This is a genomic window from Allokutzneria sp. NRRL B-24872 (assembly GCF_002155965.1).
Classification (GTDB): domain Bacteria; phylum Actinomycetota; class Actinomycetes; order Mycobacteriales; family Pseudonocardiaceae; genus Allokutzneria.
The window spans coordinates 32,130-47,683 of the sequence record NZ_MUMH01000093.1; the positions used below are offsets into that span (position 1 = coordinate 32,130).

Sequence of the window (15,554 nt, forward strand, 5' to 3'; positions counted from 1 at the left end):
CGCGCCGAAGATGGACGCGTGACGCGAAAGATCACCGCCGCGCAGCGCCGCGCTCGACTCGGCGCCCGGCACCTCCTCGCCCCCTCACACCGCGTGGACTCCGTCGTCGAAGCCGCCAACGCGGTGCTCGCGCTGCACGCGACCGATCCGGCCACGGTGTTCCTGTCGGCGTGGGCACGGATGCGCTCGCCGGATCTCGGCGTTATGACGCGGGAGCTCTTCGAAGACATGGAACGGCTGTTGTGCATGCGCCGCACCATGTTCGTCATGTCGCCCGACGTGGCGCCCGCGGTGTGGTCCTCAACGGCGCGGACGATCGCGGCGCGGGAGCACGTCTCGCTGGCGAAGTACCTGCACGAGGGCGGCGGCTGGGACGCGAAGTGGTTGTCGCAGGCGCACGACGCGGTTCGTGAAGTGCTCGCCGAACGAGGTCAGGCGACGGCGGCGGAGCTGTCGGCGGCCGTGCCGCAGCTCCGCGAGAAGGTGCTCGTCGCGGCAGGAAAGCCCTACGAGACGGTGCAGAACGTGTGCTCGCGCGTGCTGCGGGCGTTGGCCGTGGACGGGGCGATCCGCAGGACGGCGCCGCGCGGGTCGTGGACCAGCAACCAGTTCGGGTGGCAGCTCGCGCCGCCGCAGGCGCCCGAGCCGCCCGCCGCCGAGGCCAGGGCGGAGCTGGTCCGGCGGTGGCTGGAGCGCTTCGGCCCCGGCACGCTGGAGGACGTCAAGTGGTGGACCGGATGGGGGCTCGGCGATACCCGCAAAGCGCTTCAGGCAGCCGGGGCAGAGGTAGTCCTTTTGGATGAAGGCGAAGGATTTGCCATTCGCCATGAACTTGACGATTCAGGTGAGGTGGAAACCGAAACGTGGGTCGCGTTGCTTCCCGCGCTGGACCCGACACCAATGGGTTGGAAGCACCGCGACTGGTATTTGCCGCAGGCCCACCGAGCTGCGCTGTTCGACTCCACCGGCAATGTCGGGCCGACCGTGTGGCGCGACGGCCAGGTGATCGGGGGCTGGGCGCAGCGCAAGGACGGCACGATCGGCGTCCGGCTGTTCGACAAGCAGCCGCGGGCGGTGCTGAAAGCGGTGAACACCGAGGCGGAACGCTTGCGGGCGTGGATCGGCGGGGTCAGATTCCTGCCGCGCTTCCGAACTCCACTCGAACGCGAGATCGCCTCCGATAACGAATTCCCTCACTAAAAATTCTACATTCCTCTGGCCATCTGGACCGTTCAAGCAGCACGCTGTGCCCATGAACGACTACGGCCGTCCCGCCGGGGTGTGCGGGAGGCCCCTGCTGGTCCAGTTCCTCCTGCTGGTCGCAGGGGTGTTCGCGGGCTGGGCGCTGACCGGCGAGAAGTCCACCGGACTGCCGGTCGGAATCCGGATGGACTACCTGGTGAAGCCGTTGACCAGCAATCCGATCATCGACATGGTGCTCGCCTTCGGCGCGCTGCTGCTGGTCGCGGCGCTGCTGATGGAGGCGCTCACCACGCCCGAGCTGGACCGGCGGTGGTACCCGCTGCTGCTCGTCGCGCTGGCGATCGGCGGCTACCTCGGCCACGCGGCGCGGATCATCGCCGCCGGCGGGGTCTGGCTGAACATGGGCGCGATCTTCGTGGCGGTGATCGAGCTGCCCATGATCATGTTCGTCACGTCCGTGCTCGTGCAGCGGACCTGGCTGCTGATCCGCGAGCCGGAGTCGGGCGCCGACCGCCACCCCGCGCGGTCACCGCTGCGCTCCCAGGCGCACCTGCTGGCCTGTGGGGCGGTCGCGGCGTGGTGGCTCGTCGGCGACCTCAGCGTCACGCCGGAGCCCGGCGCCGACCTGGACTACCTGGTGCAGCCGCTGCCGTACGTGTCGATGAGCCCGGCGATCGACGTGCTGCTGGGCAGTGTGGCGTTGGCGCTGGCCGCGGCGACCCTGCTGGTCACGGCCATCACGGCGGAGCGCGGTCGCTGGCTGGCGCAGTTCTTCGGCGCGCTGGTGCTCGGCGGGCTGCTCGGCGGCTTCGGCCGGGTGCTCACGGCGGGCGGCTCGGGTGTCGATCTCGGCGCCGCGGTCGTGCTGCTGGCCGGGCCGCCGCTGCTCGTGGCCGGCGCGGTCGCACTGGGGTGGCGGACCACCCGTCTGCGCCGCGCCGAGACCGAGCTACTGGGCGTCTGAGGCGGCTTTCCTGCGGTTCAGCAGGAGGCGGACCAGCACGATCAGCACCACGCAGCCGGTGGTGGCGGCCAGGATCGGGAAGACCGAGGCGAACACCGAGGCCGAGCGCAGCAGCGAGCCGCTGAACAACGCGGCGGCGCCGAGCACCGCGAGCGCGATCAGGGGCGGCTGCACGGCCGCGGTGAACAGCGCGGAGCGGTCGGCCAGCAGCGCGGCGACCACGCACCCGCCAGCGAGGGCGAACGGGAAGTAGGTCTCGCCGAAGGCCATTCCGGCGCCGGTGACCGCGATCCCGGCCAGCGCCACCGCCCACCACGGCAGTCCCCGGCGGCGGACCCGCGGCTGGCCGGTCGACCCATCAGTTGACACAGTGCACTCCGTTCGCGGTGATCGTCTCTTGCTGCTGCTCGGGTGCCACCGTGCCGGAGCCGAGGCCTTGGCGCATCTGGACCGGCGGTGCCGGGACCGCGCTGAGCAGGTCCTGGACGAAGGCCTTGACCTGCTTCGGGTTCACCTCGACCGCGGTGCCGTCGGCGGGCGTGGCCAGGTCCGAGCGCAGCGTCGGGATCGTGTGGAACTCGATCCGGCCGCCGCTGAGGCCCTGCACCTGCTCGGCGAGGCTGAGCAGGTTCCAGTTCTGGTCCAGCACGACCGAGGTCTTGATCGCGTCGAGCAGCGCGGTGACCTTACCGGGATCGGTCAGCGTGCCCGCCGACAGCACCCGCGAGGCGAGCCCGGCCAGGAACGCCTGCTGGCGCCGCACCCGGTCGAGATCGCCGCGCGGCAGACCGTGGCGCTGGCGGACGAACTTCAGCGCGTCGGCTCCCTGGAGGACCTGCTCGCCCTGCGGGAAGTCCGCGCCGGAGTAGTTGTCCTTGACCGCCTTGTTCAGGCAGATCGGAACGCCGCCGACCGCCTTGGTGATCTGGCTGAAGGCGTACATGTTGATCTCGGCGTAGTGGTTCACGCGCAGCCCGGTCAGGTTGTTCACCGTCTCGACCAGGTTGCGCCTGCCCGCCGTGGCGCTGCCGCCGTTGGCGTTCTTCGCCCTGGTGTAGGCGGAGTTCAGCTTGTGCTTGCCGAAGCCGCCCGCGATGTCGACGTAGGAGTCGCGCGGCAGCGAGACCGCGAACGCCTTCTTGGCGGGATCGGCGGGCACGTGCACGACGATCATCGTGTCCGTGTTCTGCTCGCCGCTGGGGTTGCCCGCTTGCAACTCGTCCAGGATCTCCCTGGACAGCGGGCGGCCCTGCGCGTCGGTCCTGCTGTCCAAGCCGACCAGCAGGAACGTCGTGTCGGTCGCGGCGGCCTTCTCCCGGCTCGGCGCGGTCGCGGGGGCGGCGATCACGTCATCGGTGGTGACCGCTACGGTGACTCCGCGGTAGGCGGTCCAGCCGAGGGCACTCGCCCCCAGCGCGGTCGCCGACACCAGCACGACGACGGTCCTGCCGATCCCGGCCAGCACCCGTCGCGGCTGTCGTACCTGCTCCATGATCGTCCCCTCGGCTCGCTCGTCCTCGACGCTATGGACGCTTTCCGGCCGCTTCCCCTCAGTCGTGTAACAGTCCTCCGGCACCTGGCCCTCGGCTGGGTAACAGCGCACGTCGACGGCGCGTTCTGGTGAGGGCGGTCACTCGGGCACGGGCAGAATGGTGGAGTGCGGACGGCGAGAACGGTGCTCGGCTGCGCGGCGGTGCTCGCCGCGCTCGCGGGGTGCGCCGCCCCGAGCGGGGTGCGGGTGGAGGGCAGGGCGGCCGAGGTCGAGCGCCCGGCGCCGACCACGATCGCGGGCCAGCCGGTCACCGTGGACGTGGTGGGCCTGCTGCGCGGGGACCCGAAGGTCAACGAGAAGATCAAGTTCATGCTCAGCCCGTGCGAGAGCGGCCGTTACCCGGTCGACAGCCGCTACGTCGACGTGACCGGGGACGGCGTCAGCGAGGTCGTGCTCAACGTGCAGGAGTGCCGCGCGGTCACCTACACCGCCTACGGCTACAACCGGGCCGCCTACGTCTACGCGCTGCCGCCGGGCCAGCCGCCCGCGCAGCTGTTCGCCGTCGAGGAGTCCGGTGTGGTCATGCAGCCCGATCCCGGCTCCGGCGTGGTCCTGGTGCGCGGGCGCTACCGCGCGGGTGATCGTTCGTGCTGTCCCAGCGGTGAGGAGACGACCGTGTACTCGTGGAACGGGACGGCGTTCGTGAAGGCGGGCCGGTGACCACCGCCGCCGACGTGCTTCTCCCAGCGGAGGCGTCATGACACACGTGTTGCTCGTCGAGGACGATGACGTGATCCGCGAGGCCACGCAGCTCAGCCTGGAGCGCGACGGCTTCCGGGTGACCGTGGCCGAGGACGGGATCGCGGGCCTGGCTGCCTTCCGCGCGCACCGGCCGGACGTGGCGCTGCTGGACATCATGCTGCCGGGCATCAACGGGGTGAGCCTGTGCAGGCAGATCCGCGACGAGGGCCCGACTCCGGTGATCATGCTCTCCGCGCGGGCCGATCCGGTGGACGTGGTGCTGGGCCTGGAGGCGGGCGCCGACGACTACGTGACCAAGCCCTTCGACAGCACCGTTCTGGTGGCCCGCATCCGCGCGGTGGTGCGCAGGATGGGCCGGGCGGAGCAGCCTTCGGCGAAGCAGCTGTCCTTCGGTGATCTGGAGATCGAGAAGGACGGCTTGGAGGTGCGGCGCGCGGGGCGGCGGTTGGAGCTGACGCCGACGGAACTGCGGCTGCTGCTGTGCTTCGCCGAGTCCCCCGGCAACGTGCTGACCCGCGAGGTCCTGCTGGAGCAGGTGTGGGACTACCAGTGGGGCGGCGACTCGCGCGTGGTGGACGTGCACGTGCAGCGGCTGCGGGCGAAGATCGGCCAGGATCGGATCGAGACCGTGCGGGGCTTCGGGTACAAGCTCAAGAGCGCTCCGTGAGGCTGTTCCCCACCACGCTGCGGTGGCGGCTGAGCGCGGTGATCGCCGTGGTCAGCGCCCTGGTGGCGATCGCGCTGAGCGTGTTGGTGCGCACCGAGTTCATCAGCATGCAGGTCGACGACGCGCGGCGGTTGCAGGACGAGCGCATCCAGCTGGTGCTGCGCGACTACGCGCGGACCGGGCAGGCCGTGCTGGGCAGCACGCTGGACTCCCCCGACGTGCCCGCCGAGCTGTTGCAGGCCGTGCGCGGCGGGCAGCGGGCCACCTACCTGGAACGCGCGCCGGGCGGAGCGGTGATCTGGGCGGCGGCGGAGATCGACGGCAAGGTGCTCTCGCTGCGCAGCTCCTACCAGGACCGCGACACCGCGCTGGCCGACCTGGACGAGGTCCTGTTGCTCAGCTCGGCGGCGGTGGTCGGGCTCGGCACGCTGCTCGGTGTCGTGTTGGGCGCGCGGTTGTCGCGACGGCTTCGCCTGGCGGCGGTGGCGGCTCGGCACGTCGCGGACGGCGAGAAGGACGTTCGCGTGCACGACGCGATCGGTGACCGGCCGCAGGACGAGACCAGCGACCTCGCGCGGGCGGTCGACGCGATGGCGGACGCGTTGCAGGAGCGGCTGGTCGCGGAGCGGCGCGTGACCGCCGACATCGCCCACGAGCTGCGCACTCCGGTGACCGGATTGGTGACCGCGGCGGAGTTGCTGCCAGCGGGGCGCCCGGCGGAGATGGTGCGCGACCGCGTGCGCGTGCTGCGCGGGCTGGTTGAGGACATCCTCGAAGTGGCGCGCTTGGACACCGCGACCGAGCGCGCGGAGCTGACCGAATTGGTGCTCGGCGACTTCGTCCGGCGCCGGGTCGCGGCGATCCTGCCGGAGGCCGAGGTGGTGGTCGCGGGGCAGGAGCCCGTGCGCACCGATCCCCGGCGGCTGGAGCGCGTGCTGGTGAACCTGCTCCTCAACGCGCGCAAGCACGGCAGGCCGCCGGTGGTCGTCGAGGTCGACGGCGCCGTGCTGCGGGTGCGCGATCACGGGCCCGGCTTCTCCGCGGAGCTGCTGCGCGACGGGCCGAGCCGGTTCCGCACGGGCAGCAGCGACCGCGGTGGCGGGCACGGGCTCGGGCTGACGATCGCCGTGGCGCAGGCGCGCGTGCTCGGCGGGGAGCTGCGCTTCGCCAACGCCGAGTCAGGGGACGGCGCCGTCGTCACGCTGGAGCTGCCGCGCTAGACGGCTGCGAGGACCTTGGTCAACAGGGTGACCAGGCGCTCCTGCTCCTTGGCGGTCAACGCCTCCAGCGGCAGCAGCGCGGCGGCGCTCTTGATCAGGCGGGTGCGCAGCCTGCGCCCGGCCGTGGTCAGCTTCAGCGTGCGGAAGCGGCGGTCGCCCGGGAAGGGCACGCGCTCGGCGAGGCCCATGCGCTCCAGCTTGCCGCCGATCAGGCTCAGCGAGCCCCGGTCGAAGCGCATCAGCTCGGCGTACTCACCGATGATCTTCGGGGGTGCCGTGGGGTCGACCATCCACAGCAGCCGCACCTCGGACTCGGTGAGCCCGCACTCGGACTCCACGATCACGTCCCTGGCCACTGAGGCGACGAGGGCGCCCAGCATGACGGCGCGTTCCCCCGCCTTGGTGTTCCTGCGCATCCGCCAAGGGTATTGGGCTCAGCTCCGGTGCTCGCACCGGGTGCGCACTCCCCGGTTCGCGCAGTCTCCACTGTGGACGGTGCGGGTCACGGCACGGTTTCGAAGAACTCCGTCACCTGCCGCTCGACCCCGACCTGCCGCGCCATCTCACAGCTCTCCGCGCTCGATCGCGTAGCGGCTCGCGGGATTCGCCTTGTAGCGCCGCACCGCCTCGCGCGCGACGGGCACGCGGGGCTTCCCGGTGATGCCGGTGCCGCGCGGCACGGCGACCTGCACGCGCTTCGGGATCACCTCGGCCAGCTCGTGCCGGGCGAGCGCGCTTCCCGGGCACGCCACCGATTCCGGCAGTGCGGCCGTTGCGCAGTGGATGCGCAGCCACAGGTCGCTCATGTCGTGCTCTCCATGAACTCCGCGACCTGACGCTCCACGCCGAGCATCACCGCGGTCTCGGTCAGCTCCTGCTTCGTCAACTCGTGCTGGTTGGCCGGATTGGTCTTGTAGCGGCGCACGGCCTCGCGCGCGATGTCCTCGCTGATGTGGTCCCTGCGCACGATCGCGTCGACCAGCGCGCGGTACCTGGAGTACACCGGGGCGTCGCAGCCGCGGTTCACCTCGTCCATCTGCCAACCGACCTTGAACGTCCGCGCGTCGAACTCGATCACCTCGATCGGGAACCACGGCAGCCGCTCCACGACGGTCCCGCGCGGAACGGCGACCTGCACGCGCTTCGGGATCACGTCGGTCAGGTGGTGCCGGGCGAGCGCGCTTCCCAGGCACGCCACCGATCCCGACACGTAAGCCGTGGCGTCGTGGATGTGCAGCCACAGCGACTCCCGGTGCCCTGTCCGGTGGTAGTGGTCGAGGTCTTCCCGCTTGGCGAGTTCACCCGCAGCGATGAGAGACCGCAGTCGGGCCTCGTCCAGGCCGACCGCCGCCGCCTCGTCTGCGGTGAAGTACGCGGGCAGTCCGCTCAGTTCGTCGCTCATGCCACGCTCTCCAAGAACTCGATCACCTGACGCTCCACGCCCGGTCTCGTCGTAGTTCGCCTCCAAGCAGGCATGGTCACGCCCCACCCTAAGTCCGATCAGCCGCTCAGGGACGAAGTCGTGGTCGCGGGCACAGCTCAGACCCACCGCGCCAGCAGCGCGACGAACTGCTCGTCGGTCAGGTGCAGCGGTCCTGGCCCGTGAAAGCCCTGCCAGGTGTGGGCCTCCATCAGCACCTTGACGGAGATTCCGAACGCGCCTCCGAACGAAGCGACGAACATGATCGTGGACAGATCACCCAACCGCTCACGGAGCGCCTCGACGAGTTCGATCGCGCCCGCTCCCTCGGCCTTGGCCGCGCGCAACAGCTCCGTGGCGATCTCAAGGTGGTTCTCCCGTGCGGCCACGATCTGTTTCCTCTCCGGTGCGCCGTTCAGGAGGACCGTAGGCGCACCCCGGAGCAGGTGATCAGCCGTTCAGGGGTGTTCGCGCGCAAACGCGTGGTCAACACTGTCTCTCCCAGGGTGCCGCCCAGCTCAGACGGGATGTGGACGATGAACCCGGTCATCACGAGCGCGTTGTTCGACGGCTACCTCAACCCCACGCGACCGCACGCGGGCGCCTACGACGAGATGTTCGCGACGGACTTCGGCATCCGCCCCGCCTACCGGAGCCTGTACGACTCGATCGCACCGACGGAGATCGCCGATCTCGGGGCGCGGGCGGAGGCGCTGGGCCGGGCGTTCGTCGACCAGGGCATCACGTTCTCGCTCTCCGGCCAGGAGCGGCCGTTCCCGCTTGACCTCATCCCGCGCGTGATCACCGCTGCGGAGTGGGCGAAGCTCGAACGCGGGATCGTGCAACGCGTGCGGGCCCTGGAGGCGTTCCTGGCCGACATCTACGGGGACGCGCAGATCCTGCGGGACGGGGTGCTGCCGCGCAGGCTGATCGCCTCCTGCCAGCACTTCCACCGCGAGGCGTTCGGGATCTCGCCGCCCAACGGGGTCCGGCTGCACGTGTCCGGGATCGACCTCGTCCGCGATGAGCAGGGCACGTTCCGGGTGTTGGAGGACAACGTCCGCTGCCCGTCCGGGGTCTCCTACGTGATGGAGAACCGCCGCACGATGGCGCGGGTGTTCCCGGATCTGTTCGCGCGGCACCGCGTCCGGCCGGTCTCCGACTACGCCGTGCACCTGCTGCGCGCGCTCCGCGCCTCGGCCGCGCCCAACGCCGCTGATCCGACGGTGGTGGTCCTGACACCCGGCGTGCACAACTCCGCTTACTTCGAGCACTCGCTGCTGGCGCGGCAGATGGGCGTGGAGCTGGTGGAGGGCCGCGACCTGTTCTGCCGGGACAACGTGGTCTACCTGCGCACCACCGAGGGCGAGCGGCCCATCGACGTGATCTACCGACGCCTGGACGACGACTTCCTCGATCCGGTGCACTTCCGGCCGGACTCGGTGCTCGGAGTCGCCGGGCTGATCAACGCGGCGCGCTCGGGCAACGTGGTGATCGCGAACGCGGTGGGCAACGGCGTCGCGGACGACAAGCTCGTGCACACCTACGTTCCTGAGATCGTTCAGTACTACCTCAACGAGAAGCCGTTGCTGCCCAACGTGGACACGTTTCGGTGCTGGTTGGCTGATGAGCGCGCGCACGTGCTCGACCACCTCGAAGAGCTGGTGATCAAGCCGGTTGAGGGCTCGGGCGGCTACGGGATCGTGTTCGGCCCCAACGCTTCTCGCGCTGAGCTGGCCGCGATGCGCAGGCGGGTGAAGAAGAACCCGCGCGGGTGGATCGCGCAGCCCGTGGTGCAACTGTCCACTGTGCCCACGAAGGTCGGCGACCGGCTCGCGCCGCGACACGTGGACCTGCGGCCGTTCGCGGTCAACGACGGCGAGAACGTGTTCGTGCTGCCCGGCGGGCTGACCCGGGTGGCACTGCCGGAGGGCAGCCTCGTGGTGAACTCCTCGCAGGGCGGCGGCTCGAAGGACACGTGGGTACTGGCGTCTCGATCGTCCACAGTGGAACGCGAGCTGGGCGATCCGGGCCTGGTCGGCTCGCACGCGGTGGACGGCCGCGTCACCGAACAGGGACCGGAACTGACCGCCGCGCAACAACAACAGCAGTGACCGGGAGGAGGACGACATGCTCGCACGCAACGCGGAATCGCTGTACTGGATCGGCCGCTACGTCGAACGCGCCGACGACACCGCCCGCATCCTCGACGTCTCGGTGCACCAGTTGCTGGAGGACGCCACGGTCAACCCGGACTCGACGAGCCGCCAGCTGCTCGGCGTCCTGGGCATCGCGCCACCGGAGCACCTGTCGCTGGACGCGTGGTCGCTGACCGAACTCGTCGCCTACTCCCCCGAGCAGATCGGGTCCATCACGTCGTCGCTGACCAGCGCGCGGGAGAACACGCGGGGCGCGCGCGAGGTGGTCTCCACGGAGATGTGGGAATGCCTCAACGCGACCTGGAACGCCATCGCCGAGCGGCAGCGCTACGCCCGGCGCGTCGGCCCGCACGCGTTCTTCTCCTTCATCGAGGAGCGCGCCGCGATGTTCGCCGGGCTGGCCGACTCCACGATGAGCCGCGACGACGGCTGGCGCTTCCTCGTGCTGGGTCGTTCCGTGGAGCGCGTGGACATGGTGGTGCGCCTGCTGTTGTCCCGCGTCGGCGACAAGCTCTCCTCGCCCGGGTGGGTGACGGTGCTGCGGTCGGCGGGCGCCCAGGACACCTACCTGCGGACCTATCGCGGAGCGATCGACGCGGGCCGGGTCGTGCAGTTCCTGTTGCTGGACCGGCTCTTCCCGCGTTCGGTCTTCCACGCGCTGCGCCAGGCGGAGGCGTGCCTGGAGCAACTGGACCAGCGGCCGAGCGTGCGGATCGGGGCGAAGGCGGAGGCGCTGCGGCTGCTCGGGCGGGCTCGCAGCGACCTGGAGTTCCTGCGCCCGGCCGATCTGCTGGAGGACCTGCCCAGTCGGCTCGGCGCGTTGCAGGACATGATCCACGAGGTCGGCGAGGCCGTGTCGTTGCAGTACTTCCACTCCGCGCCGTGGGTGGCGTGGAACAACGCGGAGGTGGTCTCGTGAGCTGGCGCGTGCGCGTGGTGCACAGCACCGGCTACAGCTACTCCGCGCCGGTCGTGCAGTCCTTCAACGAGGTGCGGCTGACCCCGCGCGGCGATCACCGGCAGGAGGTCGTGGTCAACCGCGTCGAGACCACCCCGGCGACGCGCGCCTACCGCTACACCGATTACTGGCGCAACGTGGTCACCTCCTTCGACCTGCACGCGCCGCACACCGAGCTGAAGATCGTCGGCTCGTCGGTGGTGGAGACCGCGGCCGCGGCCGATCCCGTGACCACCGCGACCTGGAACCGGCTGCGCTCGGAGGACGTCGTCGACCGGTACACCGAGTACTTGGAGGCGACTTCGGCCGTGCCGCGCCACCGCGAGCTGGCCGCCGTGGCGCGTGAGCTGCGCCGTGGGGCGAGCCCGGCCGACGCGGTGCTCAACGTGGCCACCTGGGTGCACGAACACCTGACCTACCAGCAGGGTCGGACATCGGTGCGCAGCTCGGCCGTTGACGCGTGGCAGGCAAAGGAGGGCGTGTGCCAGGACTTCGCACACCTGAGCCTGTTGTTGTTGCGCTCCATAGGAATTCCCGCGCGCTACGTGTCCGGCTACCTGCACACCAACCCCGACGGCGAAGTGCGCGAGACGGTCAAGGGCGAGAGCCACGCGTGGGTGGAGGCGTGGACCGGCGGCTGGTGGGGCTACGACCCGACCAACGCGATCCCCGTGGGGCACCGGCACGTCTGGGTGGCCCTCGGCCGCGACTACTCCGACGTGGCACCGCTGAAGGGGATCTACTCCGGCGCCGCCGCCTCCGCGTTGGAGGTGGACGTGGAGATCACCCGCCTGGCGTAGCCCTCTCGAGGTCCAACAGGTAGTCCTTCAGTCCGGGGCACACCCACACACCTTCGCGCCGGGGCATCCGGTCCAGGATCTCCTGCTCGATGTCGAGCAGGCGGGCGAAGGTCGTGTCCGCGGTGATCCCGAACGCCTCGGCCTCGTCGCCGCGCACGACCTCCTCGACCTGGTACAGGTGGACCTTGTCGGCCTCGGCCAGGTCGTCCTCGCTCAACGCCTCGGTGATCCGCCGGATCTCCGCGTCCGCGGCCAGGGCGTCCGGCCCGGTCTCCGGCGGGTTCAGCTTCGTGTCGCGCAGGACGCGGTCGGCCAGCGGGTGTATCCGGTCCAGCAGTTCGTCAGCTGCCCGCCTGCTCATCGGCGGGATCGGGTAGAGGCGTTCGGGGAAGCCGCGCAGCGTTCGCACGTCCCATGCCGTGGCCACGTACAACCCGCCCGAACTCAGGTCCAGCACCACGTACACGGGGTCGTCCTGGGATTCGTCCGCCGACTGCTGGAACAGCTCATGGCCGCCGTAGTACCTGGTCACCAGCCCGGGTCCGAAGACGGACTCCACGAGGACCCCCATCGGCGTTAGATTCGATCAATGACTCATTCTGCACTCAGCGGGGAGGCCGAGGGGGCGCGGGACCGGGTGCGCGACCTGCTCGCCGCGCACGACCCCAGGACCACCGACCGCCTGGAGTTCCTGCGCGCCCGCTTCGACGCGGGCCTGGCGTGGGTGCACTACCCGGTCGGGCTCGGCGGGCTGGCCGCGCCGAGGGAGCTGCAACGGGTCGTCGACGCCGAGCTGGAGGAGGCCGGGGCGCCCGACAACGACCCGCGCCGGATCGGCATCGGGCTCGGCATGGCGGCGCCGACCGTGCTCACCTACGGCACCGATGAGCAGAAGAACCGCTTCCTCCGTCCACTGTGGACGGGTGAGGAGGTGTGGTGCCAGCTCTTCAGCGAGCCGGGCGCGGGCTCGGACCTGGCGGCGCTGGGCACCCGCGCGGTGCGCGACGGCGATGACTGGATCGTCACCGGCCAGAAGGTGTGGACCTCCAGCGCGCACGCCGCGCGCTGGGCGATCCTGCTCGCCCGCACCGATCCCGAGCTGCCGAAGCACCAGGGCATCACCTACTTCGTCTGCGACATGACCGCGCCCGGCGTCGAGGTGCGGCCGCTGCGCCAGATCACCGGCGAGGCGGAGTTCAACGAGGTCTTCCTGACCGACGTGCGGATTCCCGACGCGCACCGGCTCGGCGAGGTCGGCGAGGGGTGGAAGGTCGCGCGGACCACGCTGATGAACGAGCGCGTGGCGATCGGCGGCGCGGCGATCCCGCGCGAGGGCGGGATGATCGGCATCGTCGCCAGCACCTGGCGGCAGCGCCCGGAACTGCGCACGCCCGAGCTGCACGCGCGCCTGGTCGAGCTGTGGGCGCGGGCGGAGGCGCTGCGGCTGACCGGGATGCGCCTGGGCCAGCAGCTCGCGGCGGGCGGGCCGGGTCCGGAGGGCTCCGGGATGAAGCTGGCCTTCGCCAAGCTCGCCCAGGACATCTCCGGTTTCGAGGTCGAGCTGATGGCCGAGGAGGGCCTGCGCTACGACGACTGGACGTTGCGGCGCCCCGACATCGTCGACTTCACCGGGCGCGGCCCCGGCTACCGCTACCTGCGCGCGAAGGGCAACTCGATCGAGGGCGGCACCTCGGAGATCCTGCGCAACATCATCGCCGAGCGCGTGCTCGGGCTGCCGACCGAACCGCGCTCCGACTCCGGCCCGTGGAAGGACCTCCCGCGATGAACCTGCTGTACACCGAGATCGAGGAAGATCTCCGGTCGAGCGTCCGCGCGGTGCTGACCGACCACTGCCCGCCCTCGGCGGTGATCGCGAGCCTGGAATCCGCCGCGCCGTACGACGCTTCCCTGTGGGAACTGCTCGCTTCGCTCGGCGCGTTGGGTCTGCACGTGCCGGAGGAACACGGTGGTCAGGGCGCTTCGCTGCGCGAGACAGCTGTGGTGCTGGAGGAGCTCGGTCGCTCCACCGCGCCCGTGCCGTTCCTCGGCAGCGCGGTGCTCGCGACCACCGCGCTGTTGGCCTGCGAGTCCGACCTGGTGGCTTCGCTCGCTTCGGGCACCACAGTCGGGGCGCTCGCCGTTCCGCTCACCACGGCGCCCGGATCTCCTTTCCCCGCAACGGTGTCCGAGGAGGATGGCCTGCTCACCGGGCGGGTGACGTCTGTGGTGGACGCGGGAGCTGCCTCACTGCTCGTCGTTCCGGTATCCGGTCCCGCGCTGTACGCGGTGCGGGCCGACTCCCCCGGCGTCACCGTGACCGAGGTGGTGTCGCTCGACATGACGCGCCGCATCGCCGACGTGTCTTTGGCATCCACCCCAGGTGTTGTCATCGCATCGGGTGATCGCGCCGTGGCAGCGGTGGAGTCGGCGCTGCTCGTCGGCGCGGGCTTGCTGGCCTCCGAGCAGGTCGGCATCGCGGAGGCGTGCTTGGAGCAGACGGTCCGCTACGTCAAGGAGCGTCACCAGTTCGGGCGGGCCATCGGCTCGTTCCAGGCGATCAAGCACCGGCTCGCCGACCTCTGGCTGGAGCTGGTGTGCGCTCGGGCCACCGCGCGGCACGCGGCGGAAACCCTGGCCACAGGCTCGGATAATCCCGATATCGCAGTGGCGTTGGCCCAGTCGGAGTGCGCGGAGCTGGCCGTTCGCGCGGCCGAGGAAGCCGTACAGCTGCACGGCGGAATCGGCATGACGTGGGAGCACCCGGCGCACCTTTCGCTCAAGCGGGCAAAGGTCGGCCAGCTCGCTCTGGGAACACCCGGCGAACATCGGAGGACATTGGGCCGCTTGGTCCACCTTCCGATGGACATACCGTCGATGGGGCAAACGTGAGGCGTGGTTCAATGCGCGACATGACCTCCAGGACCCTTCCCGAGGAACTGTTCCTGCTCGCCCTCGACGACGAGGACGGCAAGCTGCACTCGGGCGACGCCGTCGTGCTCGGACTCGCCGGCGCCGAACTCACCGAACTCGCCCTCGCCGACCGCATCGCGTTCGAGGACAAGAAGATCGTCGTCACCGACGCCAAGCCGGTCGGCGACGCCGCGCTCGACTCCGCGCTGGCCGGACTGGTGGAGAAGGGCGAGCCCGTCAAGCCGTCCTCCTGGCTGAACAAGGCGAAGAAGCACACCCGCGACACCTACGCGGACCGCCTCTCCAACGCCGGTGTGATCGAGGAGAACAGCAAGAAGGTCCTCGGCCTCATCCCCGTGCACCGCTTCCCCGTCAAGGACGCGGCCGCCAAGGCGGAGATCAAGGCGCGCCTGGACAAGGTCGTGCTCGGCGGCGCCGACGGCGACGACCGCACCGCCGCGCTCGGCGCGCTGCTGCACGCCTGCAAGCTCGGCCGCCACGTGTACCCCGGCGGCGATGGCAGCGACGCCCGCTCCCGCCTCAAGGAGCTGGCCAGCGACGACGCCGCCGCCAAGGGCGTTTCGCAGGCGCTGGCCGCGATCAACGCCGCGGTGACCGCGACCGTCGTCGCCGCCGTCGTCTCCAGCCAGGCCGCCAGCGGCCAGTAGCACCCCCGCACCACCTCCGAAGGCGCCGCCGCCCACATCCGGGCAGCGGCGCCTTCGCCTTTCCCTGCCACGCGTTCTGGCAACTACTTGCGAAGTTGAACGTTCACAAATCGCATCACGTAGCCAAAACGCGCAAGAGGAACTGTCGCGGAGTGCCACGCGGGGCGCGGGGGCGGAGGCCGACGAACGCGCGGGACCGCCGCGCTACCGATGCGGGCGCCACCCTGGGCTGAAGTCGCCGTTTACCCGTTTCGTACTCCTGTCGGGAAAGAGAGCGCTCCCCTTTCCCGCTATGAGTACGAAACGGGAGGGTTCAGACCACGCCGGCGCG

The 15,554-nt window shown here is 70.5% G+C and carries 18 protein-coding genes; 11 read left to right on the forward strand and 7 right to left on the reverse strand.

Going from position 1 to position 15,554, the window contains the following annotated elements; all coding sequences use genetic code 11:
- Positions 1-18: 18 nt before the first annotated feature.
- A complete protein-coding gene (locus CCN37_RS23710; RefSeq protein ID WP_086824793.1) occupies positions 19-1,200 on the forward strand; it encodes a winged helix DNA-binding domain-containing protein in 1,182 nt (393 codons plus the stop codon).
- Positions 1,201-1,252: 52 nt separating this feature from the next.
- Entirely contained in the window at positions 1,253-2,167 is a 915-nt protein-coding gene (locus tag CCN37_RS23715) for a hypothetical protein (RefSeq protein ID WP_086824794.1), read from the forward strand.
- Here the strand turns inward: CCN37_RS23715 and CCN37_RS23720 are convergent.
- Positions 2,153-2,536: a DUF6542 domain-containing protein gene (locus CCN37_RS23720; RefSeq protein ID WP_143261772.1), complete on the reverse strand. Its 384-nt coding sequence runs from the start codon at positions 2,534-2,536 to the stop codon at positions 2,153-2,155. The genes CCN37_RS23715 and CCN37_RS23720 overlap by 15 nt on opposite strands.
- A complete protein-coding gene (locus CCN37_RS23725; RefSeq protein WP_086824798.1) occupies positions 2,526-3,659 on the reverse strand; it encodes an LCP family protein in 1,134 nt (377 codons plus the stop codon). Before CCN37_RS23725 ends, CCN37_RS23720 begins: the two co-directional genes overlap by 11 nt.
- A 165-nt stretch (positions 3,660-3,824) precedes the next feature.
- Between CCN37_RS23725 and CCN37_RS23730 the strand changes: the two genes are divergently transcribed.
- Genes CCN37_RS23730 through CCN37_RS23740 form a run of 3 tightly spaced genes read left to right on the forward strand, consistent with a single transcriptional unit; the run spans position 3,825 to position 6,308 of the window.
- A complete protein-coding gene (locus CCN37_RS23730) occupies positions 3,825-4,379 on the forward strand; it encodes a hypothetical protein (RefSeq protein WP_143261773.1) in 555 nt (184 codons plus the stop codon).
- A 37-nt stretch (positions 4,380-4,416) separates the two neighbouring features.
- Complete coding sequence (cseB, locus tag CCN37_RS23735; protein ID WP_086824801.1) at positions 4,417-5,088, forward strand: two-component system response regulator CseB; 672 nt, start codon at positions 4,417-4,419, stop codon at positions 5,086-5,088.
- Positions 5,085-6,308 (forward strand): HAMP domain-containing sensor histidine kinase, encoded by a 1,224-nt coding sequence (locus tag CCN37_RS23740; protein WP_168200822.1) that lies wholly within the window; start codon positions 5,085-5,087, stop codon positions 6,306-6,308. Before cseB ends, CCN37_RS23740 begins: the two co-directional genes overlap by 4 nt.
- Here the strand turns inward: CCN37_RS23740 and CCN37_RS23745 are convergent.
- The 4 genes from CCN37_RS23745 to CCN37_RS23760 all read right to left on the reverse strand — a co-directional run bounded on the left by CCN37_RS23745 (position 6,305) and on the right by CCN37_RS23760 (position 8,117).
- Positions 6,305-6,724, reverse strand: coding sequence for a MarR family winged helix-turn-helix transcriptional regulator (locus tag CCN37_RS23745; protein WP_086824803.1), 420 nt, complete (start codon positions 6,722-6,724; stop codon positions 6,305-6,307). The genes CCN37_RS23740 and CCN37_RS23745 overlap by 4 nt on opposite strands.
- 147 nt (positions 6,725-6,871) lie before the next feature.
- Complete coding sequence (locus CCN37_RS23750; RefSeq protein ID WP_086824805.1) at positions 6,872-7,114, reverse strand: hypothetical protein; 243 nt, start codon at positions 7,112-7,114, stop codon at positions 6,872-6,874.
- The gene (locus CCN37_RS23755; RefSeq protein WP_086824807.1) at positions 7,111-7,710 is read right to left on the reverse strand and encodes a hypothetical protein; all 600 of its coding nucleotides are present in this window, start codon (positions 7,708-7,710) and stop codon (positions 7,111-7,113) included. The genes CCN37_RS23750 and CCN37_RS23755 overlap by 4 nt, the downstream gene beginning before the upstream one ends.
- A 137-nt stretch (positions 7,711-7,847) precedes the next feature.
- On the reverse strand, positions 7,848-8,117 hold the full coding sequence (locus CCN37_RS23760; RefSeq protein ID WP_086824809.1) for a hypothetical protein: 270 nt from the start codon (positions 8,115-8,117) through the stop codon (positions 7,848-7,850).
- 147 nt (positions 8,118-8,264) lie between these two features.
- Here CCN37_RS23760 and CCN37_RS23765 point away from each other — a divergent pair, with 147 nt between their 5' ends.
- The 3 genes from CCN37_RS23765 to CCN37_RS23775 are packed head-to-tail and all read left to right on the forward strand — an operon-like array spanning position 8,265 to position 11,645.
- Entirely contained in the window at positions 8,265-9,842 is a 1,578-nt protein-coding gene (locus CCN37_RS23765; protein WP_246843252.1) for a circularly permuted type 2 ATP-grasp protein, read from the forward strand.
- A gap of 16 nt (positions 9,843-9,858) precedes the next feature.
- Complete coding sequence (locus CCN37_RS23770) at positions 9,859-10,806, forward strand: alpha-E domain-containing protein (RefSeq protein ID WP_086824811.1); 948 nt, start codon at positions 9,859-9,861, stop codon at positions 10,804-10,806.
- On the forward strand, positions 10,803-11,645 hold the full coding sequence (locus CCN37_RS23775) for a transglutaminase family protein (RefSeq protein WP_086824812.1): 843 nt from the start codon (positions 10,803-10,805) through the stop codon (positions 11,643-11,645). The genes CCN37_RS23770 and CCN37_RS23775 overlap by 4 nt, the downstream gene beginning before the upstream one ends.
- On the opposite strand, the gene CCN37_RS23780 is transcribed toward CCN37_RS23775, so the two are convergent.
- Positions 11,629-12,216: a hypothetical protein gene (locus CCN37_RS23780; protein WP_086824815.1), complete on the reverse strand. Its 588-nt coding sequence runs from the start codon at positions 12,214-12,216 to the stop codon at positions 11,629-11,631. The two genes, CCN37_RS23775 and CCN37_RS23780, sit on opposite strands and share 17 nt — an antisense overlap.
- Before the next feature lie 18 nt (positions 12,217-12,234).
- Between CCN37_RS23780 and CCN37_RS23785 the strand changes: the two genes are divergently transcribed.
- The 3 genes from CCN37_RS23785 to CCN37_RS23795 are packed head-to-tail and all read left to right on the forward strand — an operon-like array spanning position 12,235 to position 15,223.
- The gene (locus tag CCN37_RS23785) at positions 12,235-13,431 is read left to right on the forward strand and encodes an acyl-CoA dehydrogenase family protein (RefSeq protein ID WP_086824817.1); all 1,197 of its coding nucleotides are present in this window, start codon (positions 12,235-12,237) and stop codon (positions 13,429-13,431) included.
- The gene (locus tag CCN37_RS23790) at positions 13,428-14,534 is read left to right on the forward strand and encodes an acyl-CoA dehydrogenase family protein (protein ID WP_086824819.1); all 1,107 of its coding nucleotides are present in this window, start codon (positions 13,428-13,430) and stop codon (positions 14,532-14,534) included. Before CCN37_RS23785 ends, CCN37_RS23790 begins: the two co-directional genes overlap by 4 nt.
- Before the next feature lie 20 nt (positions 14,535-14,554).
- Entirely contained in the window at positions 14,555-15,223 is a 669-nt protein-coding gene (locus CCN37_RS23795) for a GPP34 family phosphoprotein (protein ID WP_168200823.1), read from the forward strand.
- The last annotated feature ends 331 nt before the right edge of the window (positions 15,224-15,554 follow it).